General features: G+C 69.8%; 20 protein-coding genes. 8 read left to right on the top strand and 12 right to left on the bottom strand.

Going from position 1 to position 22,440, the window contains the following annotated elements:
- The first annotated feature begins 6 nt into the window (after nt 1-6).
- A complete protein-coding gene (locus BWO91_RS09850; RefSeq protein WP_056011194.1) occupies nt 7-390 on the top strand; it encodes a MerR family transcriptional regulator in 384 nt (127 codons plus the stop codon).
- Nucleotides 387-1,364, top strand: coding sequence for an aldo/keto reductase (locus BWO91_RS09855; protein WP_079002470.1), 978 nt, complete (start codon nt 387-389; stop codon nt 1,362-1,364). The genes BWO91_RS09850 and BWO91_RS09855 overlap by 4 nt, the downstream gene beginning before the upstream one ends.
- Before the next feature lie 105 nt (nt 1,365-1,469).
- Here BWO91_RS09855 and BWO91_RS09860 read toward each other — a convergent pair whose 3' ends face one another.
- The 4 genes from BWO91_RS09860 to BWO91_RS09875 all read right to left on the bottom strand — a co-directional run bounded on the left by BWO91_RS09860 (nt 1,470) and on the right by BWO91_RS09875 (nt 6,728).
- Nucleotides 1,470-3,611: a 3-hydroxyacyl-CoA dehydrogenase NAD-binding domain-containing protein gene (locus tag BWO91_RS09860; RefSeq protein WP_079002471.1), complete on the bottom strand. Its 2,142-nt coding sequence runs from the start codon at nt 3,609-3,611 to the stop codon at nt 1,470-1,472.
- Nucleotides 3,612-4,817: a thiolase family protein gene (locus BWO91_RS09865; protein WP_064293790.1), complete on the bottom strand. Its 1,206-nt coding sequence runs from the start codon at nt 4,815-4,817 to the stop codon at nt 3,612-3,614.
- A gap of 74 nt (nt 4,818-4,891) precedes the next feature.
- On the bottom strand, nt 4,892-6,139 hold the full coding sequence (locus BWO91_RS09870) for an HRDC domain-containing protein (RefSeq protein WP_079002472.1): 1,248 nt from the start codon (nt 6,137-6,139) through the stop codon (nt 4,892-4,894).
- Nucleotides 6,132-6,728, bottom strand: a complete 597-nt coding sequence (locus tag BWO91_RS09875) for a DUF3000 domain-containing protein (protein ID WP_079002473.1) — start codon at nt 6,726-6,728, stop codon at nt 6,132-6,134. The genes BWO91_RS09870 and BWO91_RS09875 overlap by 8 nt, the downstream gene beginning before the upstream one ends.
- 88 nt (nt 6,729-6,816) lie before the next feature.
- Here BWO91_RS09875 and BWO91_RS09880 point away from each other — a divergent pair, with 88 nt between their 5' ends.
- A complete protein-coding gene (locus tag BWO91_RS09880) occupies nt 6,817-8,010 on the top strand; it encodes an alpha/beta hydrolase family protein (protein ID WP_082915822.1) in 1,194 nt (397 codons plus the stop codon).
- Between the two features lie 16 nt (nt 8,011-8,026).
- Here the strand turns inward: BWO91_RS09880 and BWO91_RS09885 are convergent, their stop codons facing one another.
- Both BWO91_RS09885 and BWO91_RS09890 read right to left on the bottom strand, forming a co-directional pair.
- Nucleotides 8,027-8,461 carry a SufE family protein gene (locus tag BWO91_RS09885; RefSeq protein WP_071260092.1) on the bottom strand — a complete coding sequence of 145 codons (435 nt, stop codon included), beginning with the start codon at nt 8,459-8,461 and terminating at the stop codon, nt 8,027-8,029.
- A gap of 83 nt (nt 8,462-8,544) precedes the next feature.
- On the bottom strand, nt 8,545-9,447 hold the full coding sequence (locus tag BWO91_RS09890; protein WP_079002475.1) for a sulfurtransferase: 903 nt from the start codon (nt 9,445-9,447) through the stop codon (nt 8,545-8,547).
- Between the two features lie 136 nt (nt 9,448-9,583).
- Here BWO91_RS09890 and zapE point away from each other — a divergent pair, with 136 nt between their 5' ends.
- The 3 genes from zapE (at nt 9,584) to BWO91_RS09905 (ending at nt 12,717) form a co-directional block, all read left to right on the top strand.
- Nucleotides 9,584-10,645: a cell division protein ZapE gene (zapE, locus tag BWO91_RS09895; RefSeq protein WP_079002476.1), complete on the top strand. Its 1,062-nt coding sequence runs from the start codon at nt 9,584-9,586 to the stop codon at nt 10,643-10,645.
- A gap of 198 nt (nt 10,646-10,843) precedes the next feature.
- Complete coding sequence (locus BWO91_RS09900) at nt 10,844-12,073, top strand: ammonium transporter (RefSeq protein ID WP_064293796.1); 1,230 nt, start codon at nt 10,844-10,846, stop codon at nt 12,071-12,073.
- A gap of 98 nt (nt 12,074-12,171) precedes the next feature.
- On the top strand, nt 12,172-12,717 hold the full coding sequence (locus BWO91_RS09905; RefSeq protein WP_240555436.1) for a type II toxin-antitoxin system PemK/MazF family toxin: 546 nt from the start codon (nt 12,172-12,174) through the stop codon (nt 12,715-12,717).
- A 19-nt stretch (nt 12,718-12,736) separates the two neighbouring features.
- On the opposite strand, the gene BWO91_RS09910 is transcribed toward BWO91_RS09905, so the two are convergent.
- The 4 genes from BWO91_RS09910 to BWO91_RS09925 all read right to left on the bottom strand — a co-directional run bounded on the left by BWO91_RS09910 (nt 12,737) and on the right by BWO91_RS09925 (nt 18,903).
- Nucleotides 12,737-13,060 (bottom strand): hypothetical protein, encoded by a 324-nt coding sequence (locus BWO91_RS09910; protein WP_064293797.1) that lies wholly within the window; start codon nt 13,058-13,060, stop codon nt 12,737-12,739.
- A gap of 71 nt (nt 13,061-13,131) precedes the next feature.
- Nucleotides 13,132-16,512, bottom strand: a complete 3,381-nt coding sequence (locus BWO91_RS09915) for an ATP-binding protein (RefSeq protein ID WP_079002477.1) — start codon at nt 16,510-16,512, stop codon at nt 13,132-13,134.
- Nucleotides 16,509-17,354 carry a DUF4194 domain-containing protein gene (locus BWO91_RS09920; RefSeq protein WP_079002478.1) on the bottom strand — a complete coding sequence of 282 codons (846 nt, stop codon included), beginning with the start codon at nt 17,352-17,354 and terminating at the stop codon, nt 16,509-16,511. Before BWO91_RS09920 ends, BWO91_RS09915 begins: the two co-directional genes overlap by 4 nt.
- A 1-nt stretch (nt 17,355) precedes the next feature.
- On the bottom strand, nt 17,356-18,903 hold the full coding sequence (locus BWO91_RS09925) for a DUF3375 domain-containing protein (protein ID WP_167620465.1): 1,548 nt from the start codon (nt 18,901-18,903) through the stop codon (nt 17,356-17,358).
- Nucleotides 18,904-19,148: 245 nt separating this feature from the next.
- Between BWO91_RS09925 and BWO91_RS09930 the strand changes: the two genes are divergently transcribed.
- Entirely contained in the window at nt 19,149-19,832 is a 684-nt protein-coding gene (locus tag BWO91_RS09930) for an esterase/lipase family protein (protein ID WP_240555437.1), read from the top strand.
- Nucleotides 19,829-20,629 carry a glycosyltransferase family 2 protein gene (locus tag BWO91_RS09935; RefSeq protein WP_240555438.1) on the top strand — a complete coding sequence of 267 codons (801 nt, stop codon included), beginning with the start codon at nt 19,829-19,831 and terminating at the stop codon, nt 20,627-20,629. Before BWO91_RS09930 ends, BWO91_RS09935 begins: the two co-directional genes overlap by 4 nt.
- 50 nt (nt 20,630-20,679) lie before the next feature.
- Here BWO91_RS09935 and BWO91_RS09940 read toward each other — a convergent pair whose 3' ends face one another.
- Both BWO91_RS09940 and BWO91_RS09945 read right to left on the bottom strand, forming a co-directional pair.
- Nucleotides 20,680-21,540: a glycosyltransferase family 2 protein gene (locus BWO91_RS09940; RefSeq protein ID WP_079002480.1), complete on the bottom strand. Its 861-nt coding sequence runs from the start codon at nt 21,538-21,540 to the stop codon at nt 20,680-20,682.
- Nucleotides 21,537-22,268: a glycosyltransferase gene (locus tag BWO91_RS09945; RefSeq protein WP_240555440.1), complete on the bottom strand. Its 732-nt coding sequence runs from the start codon at nt 22,266-22,268 to the stop codon at nt 21,537-21,539. Before BWO91_RS09945 ends, BWO91_RS09940 begins: the two co-directional genes overlap by 4 nt.
- Nucleotides 22,269-22,440 lie beyond the last annotated feature (172 nt).

A 22,440-nucleotide genomic window follows, 5' to 3' on the forward strand; every position in this document is an offset into this window, starting at 1 on the left:
GTGGACATGACCACTCTCCACGAGGGCTACGCCATCTCCGACGTCGCCGAACGAACCGGGCTGAGCGTCCACACGCTCCGGTACTACGAGCGCGCAGGGCTCATGCCACGTCCGATCGGCCGCAGCTCATCGACGCACCGCCGCTACAGCGAGGGCGACGTGTCCTGGGTCGTGTTCCTGACGAGACTCCGATCGACGGGCATGCCGATCGCGACGCTCCGCGAGTACACGGAATTGGCGCAGCGTGGCGACGACACCGCCGAGGCGAGGCTCGAGCTGCTGCTGCGGCATCGGATCTCGTTCCTGGCCCGCCTCGAGGAGATGCAGCAGTCGCTGGAGGTCATCGATCGCAAGATCGAACTCTACACAGAACAGGTGGCAACACGATGAAGCACATCACACTCGGCACGGCGGGACCAGACATCGCCCGGATCGGCCTCGGCTGCATGGGGATGTCGGCGTTCTACACCGGTGCCGCCCTCGACGATTCGGCGTCGACCGCGACGATCCACCGTGCCCTGGACCTCGGCGTCACCTTCTTCGACACCGCCGAGATGTACGGTCCCTACCTCAACGAGGAACTCCTCGGCGCTGCACTCGGATCACGCCGGGACGAGGTGACCCTCGCGACCAAGTTCGGGACGATCCGCAATTCCAGTGACGGACAGTTCGGCGCCGACGGCAGCGCCGCGAACGTGCGCCTGTCGATCGAGGGATCGCTGCGCCGGCTCGGGACCGACGTCGTGGACCTCTACTACCTCCACCGCGTGGATCCGGGCGTGCCCATCGAGGAGACGGTGGGTGCACTCTCGGAGCTCGTCACCGAGGGCAAGATCCGGTACATCGGTCTGTCGGAGGCGGCTCCGGACACGATCCGGCGTGCACACGCGGTGCACCCGATCACGGCTCTGCAGACGGAGTACTCGCTCTGGAGCCGCGACCCCGAGGCGGAGATCCTGCCGACCGTCCGTGAGTTGGGCATCGGTTTCGTCCCGTACTCGCCGCTCGGTCGCGGGTTCCTCACCGGCACGATCCGATCGCTCGACGTGCTCGACGAAACCGACTTCCGTCGCGCCAACCCACGCTTCGCGGGGGACAACCTCGCTGCGAACATCGCGATCGTCGAAGAGGTCGACCGGATCGCCGCGTCCCTCGAAGCGACACCGGCCCAGGTGGCGCTCGCCTGGTTGCTCGCCCAGGGTGACGACATCGCACCGATCCCCGGCACGAAGCGGATCCCGTACCTCGAGGAGAACCTCGGCGCCGACGAGCTCTCCCTGTCGGCCGATGCGCTCGCTCGACTCGACGCACTCCGTCTCCCGGCCGGCGACCGGTATCCGGACATGAGCACCGTCGACCGCTGAGCTCTGGCATTCGCTGAGGGCCGGCGTCGCTCGAGGCTCGACGACGAGAGCGGGGTGCCGTCCACCGATGGTGGAGGACACCCCGCTCTCGCGACATCGCGCGGACTACGCCTGGACGCCCCGGATGGGCGGGTGGTGGAAGGTGTCGCCGAAGGCACGCTCGCTCGCACCGACACGATCCAGGTACGGCGTCGCTCCGCCGTCCTGGAAGGGCCAACCCGCACCGAGGATGAGCCCGAGGTCGATGTCCTGGGCGGCTGAGACGACGCCCTCGTCCAACATGAGCTTGATCTCCGACGCGAGGCCGTCCTCGACCCGTCGCAGGATCTCGTCCTCGCTGAGCGGGCTGTCGCCCGTGACGAGCACCTTCTGAGCCTGCTTCGTGAAGCCGGTCACCTTGCCGCCCTTGTCCTTCTCGACGACCGAGTCCAGGCCTGCGAGCCGGTGGAGGTTCTCCGACGCGAAGAACCGGTCGGGGAACTTCCCGACCATCGTGTCCTGCACGTGCGCGGCGACCTTCCAACCGACGAGGTCGATGAGCTGGAAGGGCGTCATCGGCAGGCCGATGGGCGCGAAGGCACGTTCGACCGTCAGCAGCGGGGTGCCGGCGTCCAGGGCGTGCGCCGCCTCACCCATGACCTTCGCCAGGAGTCGGTTGACGATGAAGCCGGGAGCGTCGGCGGTGAGGATGGCACTCTTCTTCAGCTTCGCCGCAGTGGCGAAGGCCGTCGCGAGCGTCTCGTCGTCGGTCTGGGGTGTGCGGACGACCTCGAGCAACGGCATGACGGCGACCGGGTTGAAGAAGTGGAAGCCGACGAGCCGCTCGGGGTGCGCGAGCTTCCCCCCGATCTCCTCGACGGAGAGCGAGGACGTGTTCGTCGCGAGGACCGCCTGCTCCGAGACGTACTGCTCGACCTCGGCGAAGACGCTCTGCTTGACGCCGACCTCTTCGAAGACGGCCTCGATGACCCAGTCGCAGTCCGCGAAGTCGGCCTTGTCCGTGGTTCCGGACAGGAGCGCCTTCAGACGGTTCGACTCGTCGGGGGAAATGCGGCCCTTCCCGCGGAGGGTGTCGATCTCGCCGTGGATCCGGGCGACGCCGGCGTCGACGTGGCCCTGGTCGAGGTCGGTGATGACCACCGGCACCTGGAGTCGCCGGAGGAAGAGCAGCGCGAATTGACTCGCCATGAGCCCGGCACCGATGATGCCGACCTTGGTGACCCGTCGGGCGAGCTGCTTGTCGGGCGCACCCGCAGGACGCTTGGCCCGCTTCTGCACGAGGTCGAACGCGTACATGCTGGCCTGGAACTGGTCGCCGACGATGAGCTCGGACAGCGCCCGGTCCTCCCGCTCGAACCCCTGCGCTTTCGTGCCGCTGCGGGCGGCCTCGAGCAGGTCGAGGGCCGCGTAGGGCGACTTCGCGACGGTGCCGATCTTGCTCTCGAGCACCTTGCGGGCGGTGCTGATGGCGAGCGGCCACTTGATCGTCCGCTCCACCTTGCCCGGCACGTTCTTGCGCTGCACGGTCACCGTGCCACCGAGCACCCCGTCGGCCCACCGCAAGGAGTCCTCGAGGAAGTTGGCGGCGGGGAACATGACGTCGGCGATGCCGTAGGCGAGCGCGTCCTGCGCCTTGAGCATCCGGTTGTTCTTGAGCGGGTTGGAGATGACGACGTTGAGCGCGTTCTCGATGCCGATCAGGTTCGGGAGCAGGTAGGCGCCGCCCCAGCCCGGGATGAGTCCGAGGAACACCTCGGGGAGCGCGATCGCGGGCGCCGAGGCGTCGACGGTCCGGTAGTTCGCGTTGAGGCCGATCTCGAGTCCGCCACCGAGCGCGAGTCCGTTGATGAAGACGAAGGTCGGTACACCGAGGTCCTCGAGCTTGCCGAAGACATGGTGGCCGAGCTGCGCGAGCTTGGTCGCGACCTCACGGGACGGGATGTCGCCGACCTTGCTCAGGTCGGCGCCGGCCGCCAGGATGAACGGCTTGCCCGTGATGGCGACGCCGTCGATCTCGCCCGATGCGGCACGGGTCCGTTGCGCCTCGAGGACGCCGTCGAGCTCGAGCAGCGTGACCGGGCCGAGCGTGTTCGGCCGGGTGTGATCGCGTCCGTTGTCGAGGGTGATGAGCGCGATCGTGCGTCCGCTCGCCAGGCGCACGTCCTTGACGTAGGAGCGCGTCACGACCTCGTCGTCGCCGCTGATCGCGACGAGCTCCGAGAAGTCGATGGTCGTGTAGTCGGTCATCTACTTGCGTCCCTTCTTGCCGGTGAAGTACGGGTTCTCCCAGATCACGGTGCCGCCCTGGCCGAGGCCGACGCACATCGCCGTGAGGCCGTAGCGCACCTCGGGGTGCTCGGCGAACTGCGCCGCGAGCTGGATCATAAGTCGGACGCCGGAGGCTGCGAGCGGGTGCCCGACCGCGATCGCGCCACCCCACGGGTTCACCCGCGGGTCCTCGTCGTCGATGCCGAAGTGGTCGAGGAATGAGAGCACCTGGACGGCGAAGGCCTCGTTCAGTTCGAACAGCCCGATGTCCTCGATCGACAGACCGGCCTTCCGCAGCGCCTTCTCCGTGGAGGGGACGGGACCGATACCCATGATCTCGGGCTCGACGCCCGCGAACGCGAAGCTGACGAGGCGCATCTTCGGCGTGAGACCGAGCTCCTTCGCCGTCGAGGCGCTGGCGAGCAGACTCACCGTGGCGCCGTCGGTCAGCGGCGAGGCGTTGCCTGCGGTGACACGGCCGTGGGGCCGGAACGGCGTCTTCAGTCCGGCCAGCCCCTCCATCGTGGTCTCGGGCCGGAGTCCTTCGTCGCCGGTGGCGAGACCCCATCCGCTGTCGCTCCGGAGCGCGACCGGGACGAGGTCGGGCTGGATCCGTCCGGCTTCGTAGGCGGCCGCGACCTTCTGCTGGCTGCGCATGCCGAAACGGTCGGAGCGTTCCTTCGTGAGCTGTGGGAACCGGTCGTGGATGCGCTCGGCCGTCTTGCCCATGTTGAGCGCGTCCTCACTGACGAGGCGCTCGGCGAGGAACCGCGGGTTCGGGTCGGCGTCCAGCCCCATGGGGTGACGCCCCATGTGTTCGACGCCACCGGCGAGGACGAGGTCGTAGGCACCGAATGCGATGCCGCTGCCGAGCGTCGTGACCGAGGTCATCGCTCCGGCGCACATGCGGTCGATCGCGAATCCGGGGACGGACTTCGGGAGGCCGGCGAGCAGCGCGGCGGTGCGGCCGAGCGTGAGCCCCTGGTCGCCCTGCTGGGTCGTCGCCGCGATGGCGACCTCGTCGATGCGGTCGAGCGGCAGACCGGGATGACGTTCGAGCAGCCCGATGATCGCCTTGACGATCAGGTCGTCAGCCCGGGTGTTCCAGTACATGCCCTTTTCGCCGGCTCGTCCGAACGGTGTCCGGACTCCATCAACGAATACGACGTCGGCTTGTTCGGCCACGTTGCCTCCTCATTCTCGGGGTACGCCCCGATCCTAGGCGGCAGACACGGGTGGACACCCGGGTGCAGCGCTTCCTACGAAGCGTCCGGGTCAGGCTCCACCGGGGATTGGGCCGACTCGACAAAGGCGTCGGTGATCGCCCGGGCGGTCGCGTCGATCTGCCAAGGGCGTGCCTCGTGCTCGGCGAGTGCTTCGGCGACCGTCTCGACGGTGAGTGGTTCGGGCGGCGTCCAGGCCAGTCGGCGCAGCGTCTCCGGCGTGAGCAGGTTCTCCACCGGCATCGTCAGGAACTCCGCCGTCGCGAGGATCTTCGTCCGTGCCGCGGTGTACCTGGCGTGCGCGTCAGGATTCTTGTCGGACCAGCTGCGCGGCGGTGGCAGCGTATCGCTCGCCGGTCGGGCACCGGGGAGGTCCTCGGTGGTCTGGCCGGTGTGGATCGCGTTCCACCAGAGGTCGAGTTCGGTGCGGCTCGCGCGCCCACGGAAGTCCGAAAGGGCTGCGAGGTCGCGCTTCGAGCTGGGGTTGGCCTTCGCGGCCGCGGTGATCGAGGCGTCGGGGATGAGCCGCCCGGGGGCGGTGTCGCGGCGCTGCGCGAGTTCGTCACGCGCGATCCAGAGCTCGCGAGCGACGGCGAGGTTGCGTTGTCCGCGCACGGCGTGGAGTCCGGAGAGGCGGCGCCAGGGCTCGGCGCGGGGTGCCTTCGCCTCCCGGGCCAGCGTCGCCTGGAACTCCTGGCGCGCGATGTCGCTCTTCCCGGCATCCTCGATGCGGCCTGCCAGCTCCTCCGCGGCGTCGACGAGCAGCTCGACGTCGAGCGCCGCGTATTCGAGCCAGGAGGCGGGGAGCGGGCGGGTCGACCAGTCGGCGGCGGAGTGCTCCTTCGCCAGATGGACGCCCAACAGTTCCTCGACCACGGCACCCAGCCCGACACGCGGCAGCCCGAGCAGACGGGCGCCCAGTTCGGTGTCGAAGAGCTCGCTCGGGTCGACGCCCACCTCGCGGAGGCAGGCGAGGTCCTGGCTGGCCGCGTGCAGGATCGAGCGTTCACCCTGGATCAGGGCACCGAGTTCGGCCATGGAGCCGATCGCTGGCGGGTCGTAGAGGAAGACCCCGGCACCGCGACGGTAGACCTGGATCAGGTAGGCCCGCTGCGAGTATCGGTAGCCCGACGCGCGTTCGGCGTCGAGCGCGAACGGCCCGTGACCGGCGGCGAGCACCTCGAGTGAGGCGAGGTAGGCCTCGCGGGTGTCGGTGACGACCCGTGGTGCGGTCGGTGCGGGCGGCGGGACGAGCGGCGCCGATCCGGGCGCCGCGTCACTCACGGTGAGCTCGTTTGACGGACAACAGGGAGACCCCTTCGGTGGTCGGAGGCAAGCCGGCGAGCATGCACAGCAGCTCTCCCCATCCTTCCACGTGCGCCGCGACGTCGCTTTCCAGCGGTGTCCACGACGCTCGGAGCTCGATCTGTGCGCCGTCGCCCTGGCGGGCGAGCTCCCCGAAGCCACTCGAGATGATCTTCGTCGCGGTGCCGGACGCCGCCTGGTAGGAGGCGCCACGGGTGTCGAGGGCGTCCACGAGCCAGGACCAGGCGACCTCGGCCAAGAACGGGTCGAGTCCGATCTCGGTCTCCAGGGGAGCCTGGGCGAAGCAGACGACGCGGAAGCGTCCGCCCCAGGCGTCGGAACCGTCGGGGTCGTAGAGGAGGACGAACCGCCCCGTACCGAGGTCGGAGTCGGCATCGTGGCGACTCGGCGAGACGTCCGCCGCGAGGGCGATGGCGAACGGCGCGAGATTGCTCGGCGCGGGGATCTCCGTGACTCTCAGATCGGGCCGGACGGCTGCAGCGCGAACAGCGTCCACCGCTCGGGCGAACTCTTCGGGAACCTTTGCCGTCGTCGGACTCTCTACCACGACTGAAGACTAGAGTTACATCCCGATGAATGGGCAGAGGCACGCCGGGCGGAGACGCGGACCCCGGTCGCAGGCAGGCGGTCGAGGAGTGGCGGGCCCCGGCATCCGACGACGGGGTTCGGCGACGGATGCGATCGTCATCGCCGGCGGAGCCGCTGCCGCCGTCGGCGCCCTCGGACTCGCCGTCGTCGCGACCATCGCCCGCAAGGTGGTGGTCCCGGCTCGGGACCGCCCGAGCGAGGCACGCATCGTCGGCTTGGACCGTGCCGGAGGGACGATCGAACTCGTCGCGTCCCCGGACACGATCGTCCCGGGCCGCTACGGCAGCTGGGTGACGAGACGTGCCGCCTACGTGCAGCTGGGCGACATCCTCGAGGTGCGGCAGCACACGGTGGTCCGGACGCTCCTCGGCGGCGACGTCGACGCGCTCCGCGTCGGCCAGGAGGCCGAGTTCAGCGGGTGGTTCTTCCGCCGCCCGGAGGAGCTGGGTCTCGCCCACGAGGACGTGCTCGTCCCGACCCCGCTCGGGCCGGCGCCGGCGTGGGCGATCCACCCGGAGGACGGACCGTCCACCCGCTGGGCCGTCCTGGTGCACGGCCGGGGGACCACGCGATCCGAAGCGCTCCGAGCGGTGCCGAGCTTCCGCAACGCCGGGTACTCGTGCCTGCTCGTCTCCTACCGCAACGACGGCGACGCTCCGCCCGCGCTGGACTTCCGCTACGCGCTCGGCGACGAGGAGTGGCGCGACGTGGACGCCGCGATCGGTTGGGTGCGCGAACAGGGCGCCGCAGACGTCGTGCTCATGGGCTGGTCCATGGGCGGAGCGATCGTGCTCCAGGCCTCACGGCGGACGACGCACCCCGAACTCCTCCGCGCCGTCGCGCTCGATTCGCCGGTCATCGACTGGGTGGACGTCCTGCAGCACCAGGCCCGCGAGAACCGGATCCCGAGCGTCGTGGGTCGGGTCGCCCTGCTCGCCATCAGCCGCCGGTGGGGACGCCTCCTGACCGGGCAGGCGACGAGCATCGATCTCGGACGGCTCGACTACGTCGCCAACGCCGCCGACCTCGCGCTGCCGATCCTGCTGATGCACAGTGACGACGACGGTTACGTCCCGGCAGGGCCGTCGCGGGCGCTCGCCCTCGCACGACCGGACATCGTGACCTTCGTCCCGTTCACCGTCGCCCGTCACACGAAGCTCTGGAACTACGACCCGGAGCGTTGGACCGCCGCGGTCTCGGACTGGCTCGACGAGCTCGTGCCGCTACCGCCCGGGCACTGACCGACGGACCGACGACTCAGGCGAGTTCGCGGAGGCGGCGCTTCGTCCTGCCGAGCAGCGCCGACATCCCGCGCAGTCGCAGGGGCGACACCGCCCGGGAGAGTCCGATCATCTGCGGGAAGTCGTCGGGAACGGCGAGGACCTCGTCGACGGTGAGTCCCGCGAGCCCCTGGACGAGGATGCTCGCGAACCCGCGAGTGGTCGGCGCTTCCTCGGGAGCCGTGGCGAACAGGTGCACGATGCCGTCCTCGTCGACCTCGACGAAGAAGAACACGGGCGCCTGGCACTCGAGCACCCGCTCCATGAGATCGGGGTGGTCGCGATAGCGCTCCGGGAGGTCCGGCAGCTCGTCGCTGAATTCGAGGAGCAGCTGCAGCCGTGAGCGTTCCTCGACGGCGAGGAACTCATCTCGGATCTCGGCGAGGTTCGGGGCGAGGAGGGAATCGGTCATGGTCACTCCAGTATCGCAGCCGGGAACAGCGGACCGCCCTCCCGCACCGTGACGCCGTGCGGAAGGGCGGTGGGTGGACGGGCTCAGCGCGTCGGTGCGTCGCCCGGCTCGGCGCCCTGCACGATCGGCACGCGCACGGCGCTGCCCCATTCCGTCCAGGACCCGTCGTAGTTGCGGACGTTGTCGAACCCGAGCAGGTGCTGCAGGACGAACCACGTGTGACTCGACCGCTCGCCGATGCGGCAGTAGGCGATCACCTCGTCACCTTCGGCGAGGCCCGCGCCGTCGCGGTAGATCGCGTCCAGCTCCTCCGCCGGCCGGAAGGTGCCGTCCTCGGCGACCGCCTTGCCCCACGGGACGCTCCGCGCACTCGGGATGTGACCGGCGCGGAGCGCACCCTCTTCGGGGTAGGCGGGCGCCGTGGTGCGTTCACCGCTGTACTCCTCGGGGGAGCGGACGTCGATGAGCGGCTTGCCGAGGTGGGCGAGCACATCGTCCTTGTAGGCGCGGAGGGCCGTGTCGTCGCGCTCCACCACGGGGTACTCGACGGCGTCGCGCTCCGTGGCGTCGCGGGTGACCGCCCGGCCGTCAGCGATCCACTTGTCGCGTCCACCGTCGAGCAGCCGGACGTCCTCGTGTCCGAAGAGGCTGAAGACCCACAGGGCGTAGGCGGCCCACCAGTTGTTCTTGTCGCCGTAGATGACCACGGTGTCGTCTCGCGAGATCCCCTTGGACCCCAGCAGCGCGGCGAAGGCGGCTCCGTCGATGTAGTCGCGCTCAACCGGGTCGTTGAGGTCGGTGTGCCAGTCGACCTTCACCGAGCCGGGGATGTGGCCGGTCTCGTAGAGGAGGACGTCCTCATCGGACTCGACGACGACGAGACCGGGTTCGCCCAGGTGCGCTTCGAGCCACTCCGCCGTGACGAGGCGCTCGGGGTGGGCGTAGGCGGTGAACTTGGTCGAGGTCGAATCGGCGTCGACGGTCATGGGTACCTCCGGTCGTGCAGCTGGCTGCGGTGTGGCTCGGGTGTCGTGCATCTAGGCTGGAAGCCTGTCCCTTCGACAGTACGCCGTCCGCGCCACCGAACCACACCGATGCGTCAGACGCCGTAACCCAGCACCCATGCAGAGCCAGAGGTTTGCCGTGACCACGCCTTCCGTCCCGACCGGATTCCGCAGCCTCGCCGACCGTGTCCCCACGGTCAGTGGCGCCGAGATCGTCGCGAGCCTGACGCCACCCCGGCAGTTCGAGCAGGCGAGCTTCGACTCGTACCGTCCGGATCCCGATTTCCCTGGCCAGGCGGCCGCGGTCGAGAAGCTCCGCGCCTTCTTCGCGCCCCAGGCCGGTGTCGGTGGCGGCTTCTTCGGACGGCGGAAGCCCAAGGTGTCGGCGGCCAAGCCGGGCATCTACCTGGACGGTGGCTTCGGCGTCGGCAAGACCCACCTCCTGGCCGCGCTCTGGCACGATGCGCCCGGTCGGAAGAAGTACTTCGGCACCTTCATCGAGTACACGGCCCTCGTCGGAGCGCTCGGCTACGCGGCGGCGGTCGCGCAGCTGACGGGCGCGACGCTCATCTGCATCGACGAGTTCGAGCTCGACGACCCGGGCGACACGATGGTCATGACCCGACTGCTCGGGGAACTCGTCGCGACCGGGACGAGGATCGCGGCGACCTCCAACACGCCGCCGAACGCCCTGGGGGAGGGCCGCTTCGCCGCAGCCGACTTCCTCCGCGAGATCCAGGCCATGAGCGCCAATTTCGAGACCCTCCGCATCGACGGCACCGACTACCGCCGTCGCAGCATCGAGGGGCACGCCGTGGTGAGCTCCGAGGAGCGGTTCGACGCCCGCACCGAGGAGGCGGCGGCCGCCGGCCGGAACGTCACGGTCGACACCTTCGACGGTCTCATCACGCACCTCGCCGCCGTCCACCCCTCACGGTTCATCGGACTCCTCGACGGCGTCGACCTGATCGCGCTCCGCGACGTCCACGAGTTGACCGACCAGGGCCAGGCGCTCCGGCTCGTCGCGTTCATCGACCGGGTGTACGACGCACAGATCCCCGTGGTCACCACCGGCACCGCCCTCGACGAGGTGTTCGGCGGCGACATGCTCAGCGGTGGGTACCGCAAGAAGTACCTGCGCGCGATGTCGCGCATGATCGCCCTCACCTCGATGGACTGACCGGTCCCGCCCGGTCACGAAACACGCTGTTTACCTGGGCGGCACTCGCGTAACACATCGGAAACACGCTGACAGTCGTGCGGAAACCTCCGTTCCCCAGACTGGTCGCTGTACCGAGTCGGACGGCGAGGCCGAGCTCAGCCGGTCCTCACCATCTCGGGCACCCGTTGCAAGACCACGATGTGTGAGGAAGATCCAATGGATACAGGCAGTATCGCTTGGGGAGTCACGGCAACCGCTCTGGTGCTGTTCATGACCCCCGGCGTCGCATTCTTCTACGGCGGCCTCGTGAAGGCGAAGAGCGTCGTCAGCATGATGATGATGAGCTTCGGCGCACTGGGCCTCATCAGCGTGCTGTGGATCCTCTACGGCTTCAACATGTCGGCCGTCGGCAGCCCGCTGGAGTTCGCGGGCAACCCCTTCTCCGACTTCGGGATGACCGCACTCGCGAGCGGCGAGACCGCGAACACCGACCTGGTGGGGGCGACCTACGGCGCCACCTTCGCGATCATCACGATCGCGCTGATCTCCGGCGCCATCGCCGACCGCGCGAAGTTCGGCTCCTGGATGATCTTCGCCGGTCTCTTCGCGACCATCGCGTACTTCCCGATCGCCGCGTGGGTCTGGGGCGGCGGCTGGATCATGAACCTCGGCACCACGCTGTTCGGTGAGGATGCCGGTATCGGTGTCATCGACTACGCGGGTGGCACCGCGGTGCACATCAACGCCGGAGCCGCAGCACTCGCCCTCGCGCTGGTGCTCGGCAAGCGCATCGGCTTCCAGAAGGGCATCACGAAGCCGCACAACGTGCCGCTCACCCTCCTGGGTGCCGCCATCCTGTGGTTCGGCTGGTTCGGTTTCAACGCCGGCGCCGAGTGGCTGAACGAGCTCGCGAACGTCGGACTCATCGTCGTCAACACCGTCGGGGCCACCGCTGCCGCCATCATCGGTTGGATCGTCGTCGAGAAGTTCAAGGACGGCAAGGCCACCTCGGTGGGCGCCGCTTCCGGTGCCGTCGCTGGTCTCGTCGCCATCACCCCGGCATGCGCGAACCTGACGCCTGGCTGGGCGCTGCTCCTCGGCATCGTCGCCGGCGCCGTCTGCGCCATCGCCGTCGAGCTCAAGTTCAAGCTCGGCTTCGACGACTCCCTCGACGTCGTCGGCATCCACCTCGTCGGTGGTCTCATCGGCACCCTGTACCTCGGCTTCTTCGCGACCGAGACCGGCCTCTTCGTCGGCGGCGGCATCGAGCAGCTCGCCGTCCAGGCCATCGCCGCCTTCGCCGTCCTCGTCTACTCCTTCATCGTGGCCTTCGTCATCGGCTTCGCGATCGAGAAGACCATCGGCTTCCGCGTCAAGAACGAGGATGAGATCGCCGGCGTCGACACCTCCGTGCACGGCGAAGAGGGGTACGCGCTCGTCGACTGACCTCGACCACCATCGATTCGCCGAACGGGCGTCGTCCATCAGGACGGCGCCCGTCCGTCGTTCGCTGGGGTGGCGGCCGCGGACGGTAGGGTGACGGCGTGTCAACCTTCACCTCGATCATCCGTCGCGTCGCGAACGCACTCCTGGGCCCCTCCACCCGCGCCGCCTCCAGTGCGGTGCGGACCGCCGGCCTCGCGACGCCACCGACCACCACCGCCGCTTCACCCGGACGCTCGGGCCGGACGGCGACGGTCGAGGTCGATCCGCGGACGGTGGGCGCCGTGTCGATCGACTACGCCCCGGCTGTCGACGGCGATCCCGACCCAGGCGAGATCGTCTGGACCTGGGTGCCGTACGAGGAGCGCGACGGACGTGGCAAGGACCGCCCGGTGCTCATCGTGGCGCGCTCGACCGGAGGCTGGGTGCTGGCGGTGCAGCTGACGAGCAAGGATCATTCGCAGGACGGTGAGTTCGTGCCGCTCGGCACCGGCGGATGGGACAGCGCCGGCCGTCCGAGTTGGGCGAACCTCGACCGCGTCTTCCGCGTGCACCCCGACGGCATGCGACGGGAAGCGGCTCAGGTCCCGCGGGATCGCTTCGCCCGAGTCGCCAACGGGCTCCGGTCGCGGTACGGGTGGCGCTGACCGAGCGGTGACCAGCCGCTCAGGCGTACCGGTCGCTCCGTCGCGGCGCTGCGTCCCACGGGACCTGCCCGTGCTCCCAGGCGTCCGCGGAGCTGGGAGTGGCCGGTGCGGCGGACCGGCGTCCACCCGGCACGGCGCGCTCCGCCTCGGCGAGCGTCGCGAACCGACCGATCAGTCGGCGGTCCTCTGACCGCGGAGCCCAGGTGACGCAGCGGAAGTAGGCCGGTGCGCCGCTCGGCGCGAAATACTTCACGAGACCGGCCGGCCGGTCGGGCACATCCCGCATCACGATCCACTCGGCCTCGCCGATGCGGATCGGCGGGGCGGCGGGCCGATCGGACATGGTTCGAACATATGTTCGAACACGCGTCGTGTCAAGTCACGCCGCGATCGATTGAGATCGACGGAACAGCGCTATCCGACGCGTTCGAGCGGCTCGGCCGGGGCCGACCGCTCGATCTCGGCGACCCAGGCGTGTCGGGTCTGCGGATCCTTCCGGATCGACAGGAGCCGGTCCATGTAGGGCTCGAGCGCCGTCACCTTGTCGAGCGGCGCACCGATGACGAGCTGGAAGCCGAGCCGCAGCCAGGCGACCACTGCGCGGCCGGCGAACTCCGAGTCCGCCTTGATGAAGCCCTCGTCCAGCAGCACCGGCGCGAACCTCGGACGTGGGCGGTCCTCGTCACCGAGCTGGTAGCGCAGGGCGGCGCCGACGATGAACGCGACGAGCTCCTGGGTCTCGCCACCGCTCTTGTCGCCGAGCGAGGAGTAGACGCTGACGTCCTGCCCCGACGTGTCGTACCGTACGGCGGTGATCTCGACGTGACGGCGCACGTCGAGCACCTGGTCGCGGGTCGACTGGGCGCCGGCGCCCGTGTCGCGCATCGACTCCATGAACCGGCGGAGCCGCTGGAACCGGGCCTCCAACTCGTCGTCGCCGAGGTTCGCGGTGACCTCGCTCGACAGGGCGCGCAGCTCGCGCCGGAAGGCGGAGGCCTCCTCGCGATGCACCCGGCGGAGGACGATCTTGAGACGATCGTGCGCCGGTCCGAACGGCAGGTCGCGCAGGATGTCGTTGACCGGGACCAGGCGGTCCTCGATCTCCTCGACGGCGCTGTCGAACGCGCTGCTGAGGGGGACCAGGTCCTCGCCGCTCCATTGGGACAGCCGGCGGCGCCACTCCTGGCGGCGCTCGGGGAGACCGGTGCCGAGGATGCCGTCGAGGATCGCCCGGTAGTCGCCGTAGGACTCGAGCGTCGTGCCGAGGTTGGGGTCGTGCCAGATCGACTGGTACTGCTCGAACACGTGCACCTGTGCGAGCGCGGCCTGCTCCGCCTGGCGGACGGCCGACGACAACTCGTCACCGAGCCGGGCGCGGAGCCGCTTCATCGCATCGCCGAACCCACCGAGTGACGGCACGCCTCCCACCGCTGCGAGGGCGGCTTCGATCCGCTCGACGTCGGCGGGGGAGACCTCCTCCACCTCGGAGCGCTCGAAGCGGTCGATGACCGTCGTCGCCGCGTCCTGCTGATCGACGAGCACCCCGTGCTCTTCGTCGAGGCGTCTGACACGGTCCTCGGCCGGGAACCGCTCCGCGTTGGCGGCGTCGAGTTCACGTTGGGCGGCCGCCACCGAGCCCTGAAGCTCCTGCAGGACGTCACTGGCGTCGAGTAGACGCTCCAGCTCGGCCGCGGCGGCGTCACGAAGCGCTGCTGCACCGGCGACGTCGATCCGGGCCCACTCGGTGTCGAGTCGGTACCGGTGGGCGGCCCGCTCGGCCTCACGACGCGACAGCCGCTGCTGGATCCCGGCCTGTCGACCGGCGATGACCTCGAGTCGCCCGCGGATGTCGGCCGTCTCCGCCTCGATCGACGCGATCCGCGCCTCATTGGTGAAGCCGAGGATCGGTGCGCCGCCCGTGTCGCCGTGAGAGCCGCGGCGGCCGTCACGCAGCTGGCCGTTCACGGTCACGCGGCGACCTCCGCCCGAGAGCTCCGACGGTGTCTCCACACACCGCGCGTCGATCCGGTCCGAGGTGACGCGCTGCTCGATCCACGTACTGAACGGGGAGGTGCGGTACGTGACGCGGCCGGAGATGAACGCGGGGTCGCCCGCGTCCGGGGAGGACGGCTCATGCAGCGGGACACCCTCGAACTGCAGGCGGACCGGGATCCGGACGGCGTCGATCGCGCGGCCGAACGCGTCGAGGTGTTCCTCGTCGACGAGGACGGTCCTCGCGAGACCGTGGAGGGTGACCTCGATCGCGGGACGCCAGGCGGCATAGGCGGGAGCGACGTCGATGAGCTCGGCCACGAACGGCAGCTGTTCGGGATCGAGTCCGGCCGCCTCGGCGAGGGCGAGCCTCGCCCGGTGGAGTCGATCGGGGACCGCGCCGTCACGGCCGCGAAGCGACTGCAGCTCACGGCGGAGCTCGGTGTTGCGCTCCTCGAGGGGGAACGCTTCGCGATGCAGCTGGGCGCGATCGGTCTCGATGGCGTCGAGCGCGGTGTCGTCGTCGGCGAGGAAGTCCTCACTGCGGCCCAGCGCACGCCGGAACGAGGCTTCATCCTCGATCGGATCGTCGAGGACCTCGGTGCGCTCGTCGAACAGCGACCTGGCTCGTGCCACCTCGGCGTGCGTCGCCTCCGCGGCCTCACGGCGTTCCTCGGCACGCCGCAGCGCGCTCCCGCCCTGCTCCGACACCTGACGCTCGAGCTCGCGGACGCGGACACCTGCGGCAGCAGCTCGTGCCCGCGCCGCTTCCAACGTGGCCCCGGCCTCGAGCTTCTCCCGCCGGTTCCTGGAGACCGCTTCGTCGAGCAATGCCTCGTGTGCGCGACTGCGCCAGACGGTGAAGGGGGTCGTGCCGTCCTCGGTGAAGCCGAGGCGCTCGAGGTCGGCCGCCGCCCGGTGCCCGTCCTCGTAGTCGCGACGCAGCTCACCGAGCCGCTCGAGCACCCGAGCCTTACGGCTCTCGGTCTCCATCGCGAGGTACGCCTCGTCGAGCGCTTCGAAGTGCGACAGCGCCCGGTCGGCCGCGTCGTACGTGCTCGGACGCTCCAGCACCATCGACTTGTACAGGCCGTCGACCGTCGGCAGGTGCTGGCCCGCCTGGATCCTGGCCAGCAGACGCATCGCCCGTCCACCGTCGCCACCGGCACCGATGCCGAGACGAGTGTGCAGCGTGTAGGACAGCTCCGCGTAGGTGTCGCGGACGACGAATCCGGGGATGCGACCCTGGAGCTCACCGGCGTCGAACCGTTTCGGCACGAACGCCTCGAGGTCCATGAGCTCGAACGGCCCGTCGACGGTCGCCATGGTCATCGACAGGTCACCGGTGCGCAGCGCACGTCGCGGGACGAGGTAGGCGCGCACGACGGTGAAGCGACGGTCGTCGTCGTTGAGGAACGTCACCGCCACGGCACCCCAGGTGAGCTGATCCGTGCCGCGCAGGTTGATGTCGCGCATCGCCCCGGTCTGCGGGTCCCGTGCCGAGTCGACCTTGCCGCGGAGATACGTGAGCAGGTTGCGCTGGTCGGGATTCCGCGCCCGTCCGACCGCCGCGTCGTTGGAGGCTCCGTTGAACGGCACGTCCGACGGCATCATGACCGCGAGATACGCGTCCATGAGCGAGCTCTTCCCGGTTCCGGAAGCGCCGGAGATGAGCGTCGCGCGGGAGGCGAAATCGACCGATCGGTACCCGTCGAACCCACCCCAGTTGATGACCTGCATCCGTTCGATGCGCCACTGCTCGACGAGGTCCAGCAGGGTGTCGGTGTCCGTGGAGCGGCTCATCGGTCGTCCTCTGCTGCTTGTGGCTGGGTCTGGTCGTCGGGGGAGTCCTGCGACTCGGCCACGGTGCCGTCGGGCTCGTCGTCCGAGTCCGCGTCGGCATCGGTTCGCGGCTGTTCGGAGGCCGGATCGACCGCTGCGGTCTGCGTCTCGAGCCACTCCAGGAGTTCCTGGAGGCGCTCGAGGGGGAGGAGCGTCTCCACCACCGACGCGATCCGGTGGCGGCGGGCGTCCTTGGTCCGCAGCAGGACGCGCGCGGTCAGCAGCTTGTCGATCGCGCGCTCGACGCGTCCGTCGTCGCGGGCGCGATCAGTGGCGTGCTCGGGCCGGAAACTCGCGACGAAGCCGAGGAGCTCGTCGTGTTCGACGATCGCGGCCCGTGCGCCGTTGGCCAGTTCGGTCCGGAGACGCGTCCGCAGGTAGACGAGCAGGATCGTCTCCTCGCGGCTGTAGCTGGTGTCGTGCAGCAGGGTCGGGAAGGGACGCCGCCCGCTCTCCGAGCCCGCCTGGCGCTTGAATGCGACCTCGGCCGAGCGGTCCACCTCGAGCTCCAGGAACAGCTCGTTGAGGCGGGACCGCAGCAGCGACTCGGACTCGAGGACCGTCCGCCACTCGGCAGGCTGGAGCGCGGGGCTGACGTAGCGGTGCTTCAGCAGAGCGACCAGCGCACGACGTTGAGCGGCGTCGAGGCGTCCCTCGTCCCCTTCGAAGAGGGCGAACGAGTCGTCATCCGGGTCGGCGACCGGCGCCTCGGCGGGTGCGAAGGCGTCGAGTCCGTCCGTCGTCAGGTCGACCGACGTCGAATCGGTCGTCGCCGTCACGGTGGGATCCGTCTCGGAGGTCATGTCATTCCGTTCCGCGCCCGGCCTGGTCGGCCGGAACAGTCGTCGTGGTCGTCGTGGCTCGCGTCAGCGCTGCGACACCGGCCTCACCCAGTGGGAAGGCCGGGAGTTCGAACCCGGTGGTCGTCCCGTCCGGACGGACCGTCTCGTAGCGACGGCGTGGTGCCTGCTCGTCGTACGTGCCCAGCTGGGTCATGAGGTGGACGAGGCCGAAGAGCTCCACAGGTCGTCGGAGTTCCGGATCGAGCGCCGAGAACGCCGCATGGGCGTCCTCGGCACCGGAGGTCACCGCATCGAGGAGTCCGGCCCGGAGCTCGTCGAGGAGCGGACCACCCTGCGACCGGAGGGTGTCGAGCGACATCGCCGCGCCGTCGATCCGTTCGACGGACGTCGCGATCGGCGGCGGTGCGACCTCGACGTCCGGATCGTAGAACCGCTCGCGCAGGTGCTCGATGTCGATGGTCTCGGGGAGGAGCGGCAGGTCGACGGAGGCGCGTGGTCCCGCGGTCCGCATCCAGATGCCGAGGCGCTGGTTCAATGCTCGCAGGGTCGTGTCGAGCTCGCGGTCCTGCACGACGTCGTGATGCACGATGTGGTCACGGAGCGTCGCGGTGAGCCGCCGACGCTGCGCGAGGACGTCGTCGATCCCCTGTCGGATGATCCCGACGGCACCCCGGAAGCCACGGAGCTCCGCGGGCCCGAGCCTGGCCGAGAAGGGGTGGTCGAGGATCGTGGAAAGGTCGCGCTTGAGGTCCTGGAGCAGATCGTCGTTGCGGAGGAGCTCGAAAGCGCCCTCGAAGGCCCGACCCTCTGCCGTCGCCGTCATCAGCTCGTCGGTGCGCCGGAGGTAGTCGTCGAGGATCTCGCCGATCGGTCGGGTGTCGTTCCGGAAGTCCTCGACGATCCGCCGGTGCATCGCGATGACCGACTCCTCGACCCGGCGGAAGTCGCTCGGGAGCTGACGGATGAGGTCGGCGATGTTGGCGTAGCCGTCCTGCATCCGGTCGTCGCTCGCCGCCACGACGGTGCCACCGGCCGCGACCCGTTCGCGTTCCGCCTGGAGCTCGGCGAGCTGCGCGTCGATACGACGCAGATGCTCGTCACGGTCCGGGTCGGCCTGCAGCGCCCATCGGCGCACCGAGTCGAGGATCATGGTCAGGCGCGACTCGCTGATGAGGGCGCGGTCGTGTGCGAGGCCGTCGACGAGCGAGACCGCTTCGAGCGCGTGCGAGGTGAGCGAGTACTGTTCCTCGCCGTCGTCGGTGCTCGTCCGGACGAGCCACTGGTCGTGCACCCACTCCCGGCAGAGGGACCGTCCGCCACCGCGTTCATCGCCGCCGGCCGGGATCCGAGCACCGCGAGCCGCGAGTTCGCCGAGGTACTCCTCGACCTGCAGATGGAAGCGGTCCGCTGCGACGAACTGGACGTCGCGGCCGAACGTGGTGCGGAAGATCGCGACCACCGCCGGTGCGGTCGGGCGACTCAGGAGCCGGATCGCGGGACGCTCCAGCGCGTCCCGGACGCGGCCGAACTCTCCGTCGATCTCTCCCACTGCACTCCTCGATCGTCCGGGCACACGAACACCCCGAGGCCACCGCAGCTGCCAGATTATCAGCGCACCGCACCCGTGGTGAGCCACGCCGAGCATCGTCGGTCCCGATCAGCCCGGGTCCGGTCCGGCCGCTGTCAAGGTCCAGGGTGAGGCCGGGTGGTCCGGTTACGGTGAGGACATGGGAACAGAGCGACGCCCCCAGGTCCTGCGGGGAGACGGTTGAGCCACGCGAACGGTGACCACCGGTGATCCGGTCCGCGCTGCGGACACTCGGCTGGTGGGCGCGCGACTACGCCTACGCGCTCGTCTGGCAGCTCCGGGCGTTCGTCAGCCGCACCGATCCGCATGAATTCCTGTCCGGCGACCGGTCGCCGATCGTGGTCCTCCCGGGCGTCTACGAGACCTGGCGGTTCCTCGAGCCGCTCATCCGCCGACTCCACGACGACGGGCACCCGGTGCACGTGATCGACCCGCTCGGGCGCAACGACCGCGCGGTCCCGGTGGCGGCACGACTCGTCGCCGACTACCTCGAGGCGAACGGGCTCGGCGACGTCGTCCTCCTCGCGCACAGCAAGGGCGGGCTCGTCGGCAAGTTCGTCATGTCGCTCGGCGGCGGCGGAGCCCGGATCTCGGGGATGCTCGCCGTCGCGGCGCCGTTCGCCGGATCGCGGTACGCGAGGCTCATGCTCCTCCCGAGCCTCCGCATCTTCACCCCCGACGACCCGACGATCCTCGCGCTCTCCCGCGAGGCGACCGTCAATCCGAGGATCGTCTCCGTCTACGGGCGCTTCGATCCGCACATCCCGGGCGGCAGCCGACTCGAGGGCGCCAAGAACGTGGAACTCGACACCGGCGGTCACTTCCGGATCCTCGCCCACCCGCGGGTGTTCGCGGAGGCACAACTGCTGGCGGATGGGCGAGACGCATGACGGTCGAGACGCACGAGACCGCAGTCCACCCGCCCATGACCGTGGACGTGGTCGTTCCGGTGAAGGACGACGCCGCGCTCCTGCGCCGCTGTCTGCGCTCCCTGCGCGCGCAGCACACCGGACCCGCATCGATCATCGTCGTCGACAACGGCAGCCGCGATCGTGCCGACGTCGCGGCCATCGCCGAGCGGTATTGCGCGGTCCTCATCGATGAGCCGATGCCCGGTATCCCCGCGGCGAACGCAGCCGGCTTCGACCACGCGACGGCGACGGTCGTCGCGAGACTCGACGCGGACTGCGTGCCGCCGCCGGACTGGTTGACCCGGATCACCGAGGCGTTCGCGACGGACCCGGAGCTGGAGGCGCTCACCGGCCCCGCCGTCTTCATCGACGGTCCCCGCCCGCTCCGAGCACCGCTCGCCGGCCTCTACCTCGGGGCGTACCGGCTCTTCGTCGGGGCCGCCCTCGCCCAGGTCCCGATCTTCGGGTCCAACTGTGCGATCCGACGCGAGACGTGGGAGCAGATCGCCGAGACGGTGCACCGCGAGGATGCGGAACTGCACGACGATCTGGACGTGTCGGCCCACCTGGGTCTGCACCGACGCGTGCGCTACGACCGGTCGCTCAAAATGGGGATCTCGATGCGCCCGTTCACCGATGCCGGTTCACTCGCCCTCCGGATGCGTCGCGGCTGGACCACCCTGCGTGTGCACTGGCCGGAGGATCTGCCCGCCGTCCGATGGCTCCAGCGCAGCACACGACTGCGCAGCGGTCCACCGGGTGCGATTCGTCGCTGACGAGTGACGCCCGGGCAGTGGCCGATGAGACGGCACTGTCCCGTCGACCGTTATGCGCCGGAGCCCGTCGCCATCGCGCTGGTGGTCGCGGTCGGCTGAACGCGGACCCAGTCCTCACCCACCCGCCGCACGGCGCCGGCCTGAGCGAACGCCTCCAGCCAACCGGTCATCGGCCAGGTTCCCCACCGGTCGGCGAACCGCGCGCCGTTCCGGAGGATGTCGTCGAAGTGCTGCCAGGGCGGGCGCTGCGTCTCGTGGTGTTGGTGGTAGGCGTGCGCGCCTCCGACCCACACGAGTGGTGTCCCCGCCGCGCTCAGGGCGAACGCGAAGTCTGTGTCCTCACCGCCGTAGCCTTCGTAGCCCTCGTCGAACCCTCCGGTCCGGGACCACGTCGACGCAGTCGTCGCGAACGACAAGGACCAGAACAGCGGGTACTCGTCCTCGGAGGCGACACGCTCCGCGCCGTCCTCCGGGTTCGGTCTCGCGGCATGTGGAGCCGTCGCCGCCGCCAACGCGTGGTGGTCGGCGACGTCCACGCCGGGCTGCAGATAGGTCACCGGTCCGCAGAGGATGGCCCCCGGATGGCGAGCTGACGCTTCGCGGTACCGGTCGAGCAGTGCGGGCCCGGGGACGCAGTCCGCGTCGAGGAACACGATGAGGTCGGCACCGCGCTCGACGGCCAGCGCGGCACCGAGGTTCCGACCTGCCGCGAGACGGAGCCCGTCGGGCCCCGGTGGGAGGTGGACCGTCAGCTCCGCCTCGAGAGCCGGTGGTGCGTCGTCGCCGATCCACACGACGAGTCGCTCCACCACGTCACCCGACGTCGGTATGAACGCCCTGACGGCCTCGAGCTGCCGTTCGAGGTGCCCGAGTCGTGGGCGCGAGCACAGGGTCACGATCGACGTCCTCATCGCCCACCCCTTGCATTATCGCCGGCCGCGACCGCCTCGATCGCCTCAGCCGCCCGTCGGGCGGCGCCCGCCACCTGCCAACGCGACCAGTCGGGGTCGAGCTCCGCAGCCCGGTCGAGGACGGCCGGCCAGTCGGCAGCGTCGGGCCAGGACGCCCGCACGACCGCCAGCTCGTTGGCTTCAAGTGCACGGGCGGTGGACACCTGCTCGTCGAACGGGCGTTCCTGTGGGACCACGACGGCCGTGACGCCGGCCGCGGCGAGATCGGCGATCGCGTTCTGACCGGCCCACGACACCACCACCTCCGCCCGGCAGAGCGCGTCCCACGGGTCGTCGGACCAGACAGACCCGGCACCGGTGCCGAGCGAGGTCCAATCGCGACCGCTGGCGCGTACGGCTTCCTCCACGGCATCCCGTGATACCGCGGAACCCCCGGCACCGGCGAGGAGGAGCACCCCGCTGCGCCCGGCTTCCGCGGACATCCGCTCCCGTCCCTCGAAGCGACTGATGCCGCCGGTGTACACCACCTTGTCCTGCACGGGACGCAGGTGCTCCAGCTGCAGCACACCCTGAGGCCATGGGGCGATGATCGTCGACGCCGCACGGAAGGCGAGCGCGTGCGGCTCGTCGTCGCGATGGCCCGGCTGTGCCATGACGACGGTGGGGACACCGAGCAGGCGTGCGAGGAGCACCACCTCGACGGAGACGTCCACCACCATCGTGTCCATCTGCTGCTGCGCGAGAGCGGCGGCGATGGTCGCAAGACGAGCACGGTGACCGGCATGGCCGAGTGGCGCCCAGTGCAGCAGCCCCTCCGCGGTCGGATCGCAGTCGTCCGGGGAGACGCGCCGTCCGGCACGTCGTCATCCCGGTCGAGCACCACCCAGGAACAGTTCGAGG

This window comes from Plantibacter flavus, assembly GCF_002024505.1.
Lineage (GTDB): Bacteria > Actinomycetota > Actinomycetes > Actinomycetales > Microbacteriaceae > Plantibacter > Plantibacter flavus_A.

Coding starts and splice junctions, on each gene's coding strand:
- BWO91_RS09850 (WP_056011194.1), top strand. CDS start 7: ATGACCACTCTCCACGAGGGCTACGCCATCTCCGACGTCGCCGAACGA.
- BWO91_RS09855 (WP_079002470.1), top strand. CDS start 387: ATGAAGCACATCACACTCGGCACGGCGGGACCAGACATCGCCCGGATC.
- BWO91_RS09860 (WP_079002471.1), bottom strand. CDS start 3,611: ATGACCGACTACACGACCATCGACTTCTCGGAGCTCGTCGCGATCAGC.
- BWO91_RS09885 (WP_071260092.1), bottom strand. CDS start 8,461: ATGACCGATTCCCTCCTCGCCCCGAACCTCGCCGAGATCCGAGATGAG.
- BWO91_RS09890 (WP_079002475.1), bottom strand. CDS start 9,447: ATGACCGTCGACGCCGATTCGACCTCGACCAAGTTCACCGCCTACGCC.
- zapE (WP_079002476.1), top strand. CDS start 9,584: ATGCAGAGCCAGAGGTTTGCCGTGACCACGCCTTCCGTCCCGACCGGA.
- BWO91_RS09900 (WP_064293796.1), top strand. CDS start 10,844: ATGGATACAGGCAGTATCGCTTGGGGAGTCACGGCAACCGCTCTGGTG.
- BWO91_RS09910 (WP_064293797.1), bottom strand. CDS start 13,060: ATGTCCGATCGGCCCGCCGCCCCGCCGATCCGCATCGGCGAGGCCGAG.
- BWO91_RS09915 (WP_079002477.1), bottom strand. CDS start 16,512: ATGAGCCGCTCCACGGACACCGACACCCTGCTGGACCTCGTCGAGCAG.
- BWO91_RS09920 (WP_079002478.1), bottom strand. CDS start 17,354: ATGACCTCCGAGACGGATCCCACCGTGACGGCGACGACCGATTCGACG.
- BWO91_RS09935 (WP_240555438.1), top strand. CDS start 19,829: ATGACGGTCGAGACGCACGAGACCGCAGTCCACCCGCCCATGACCGTG.
- BWO91_RS09940 (WP_079002480.1), bottom strand. CDS start 21,540: ATGAGGACGTCGATCGTGACCCTGTGCTCGCGCCCACGACTCGGGCAC.
- BWO91_RS09945 (WP_240555440.1), bottom strand. CDS start 22,268: ATGGACACGATGGTGGTGGACGTCTCCGTCGAGGTGGTGCTCCTCGCA.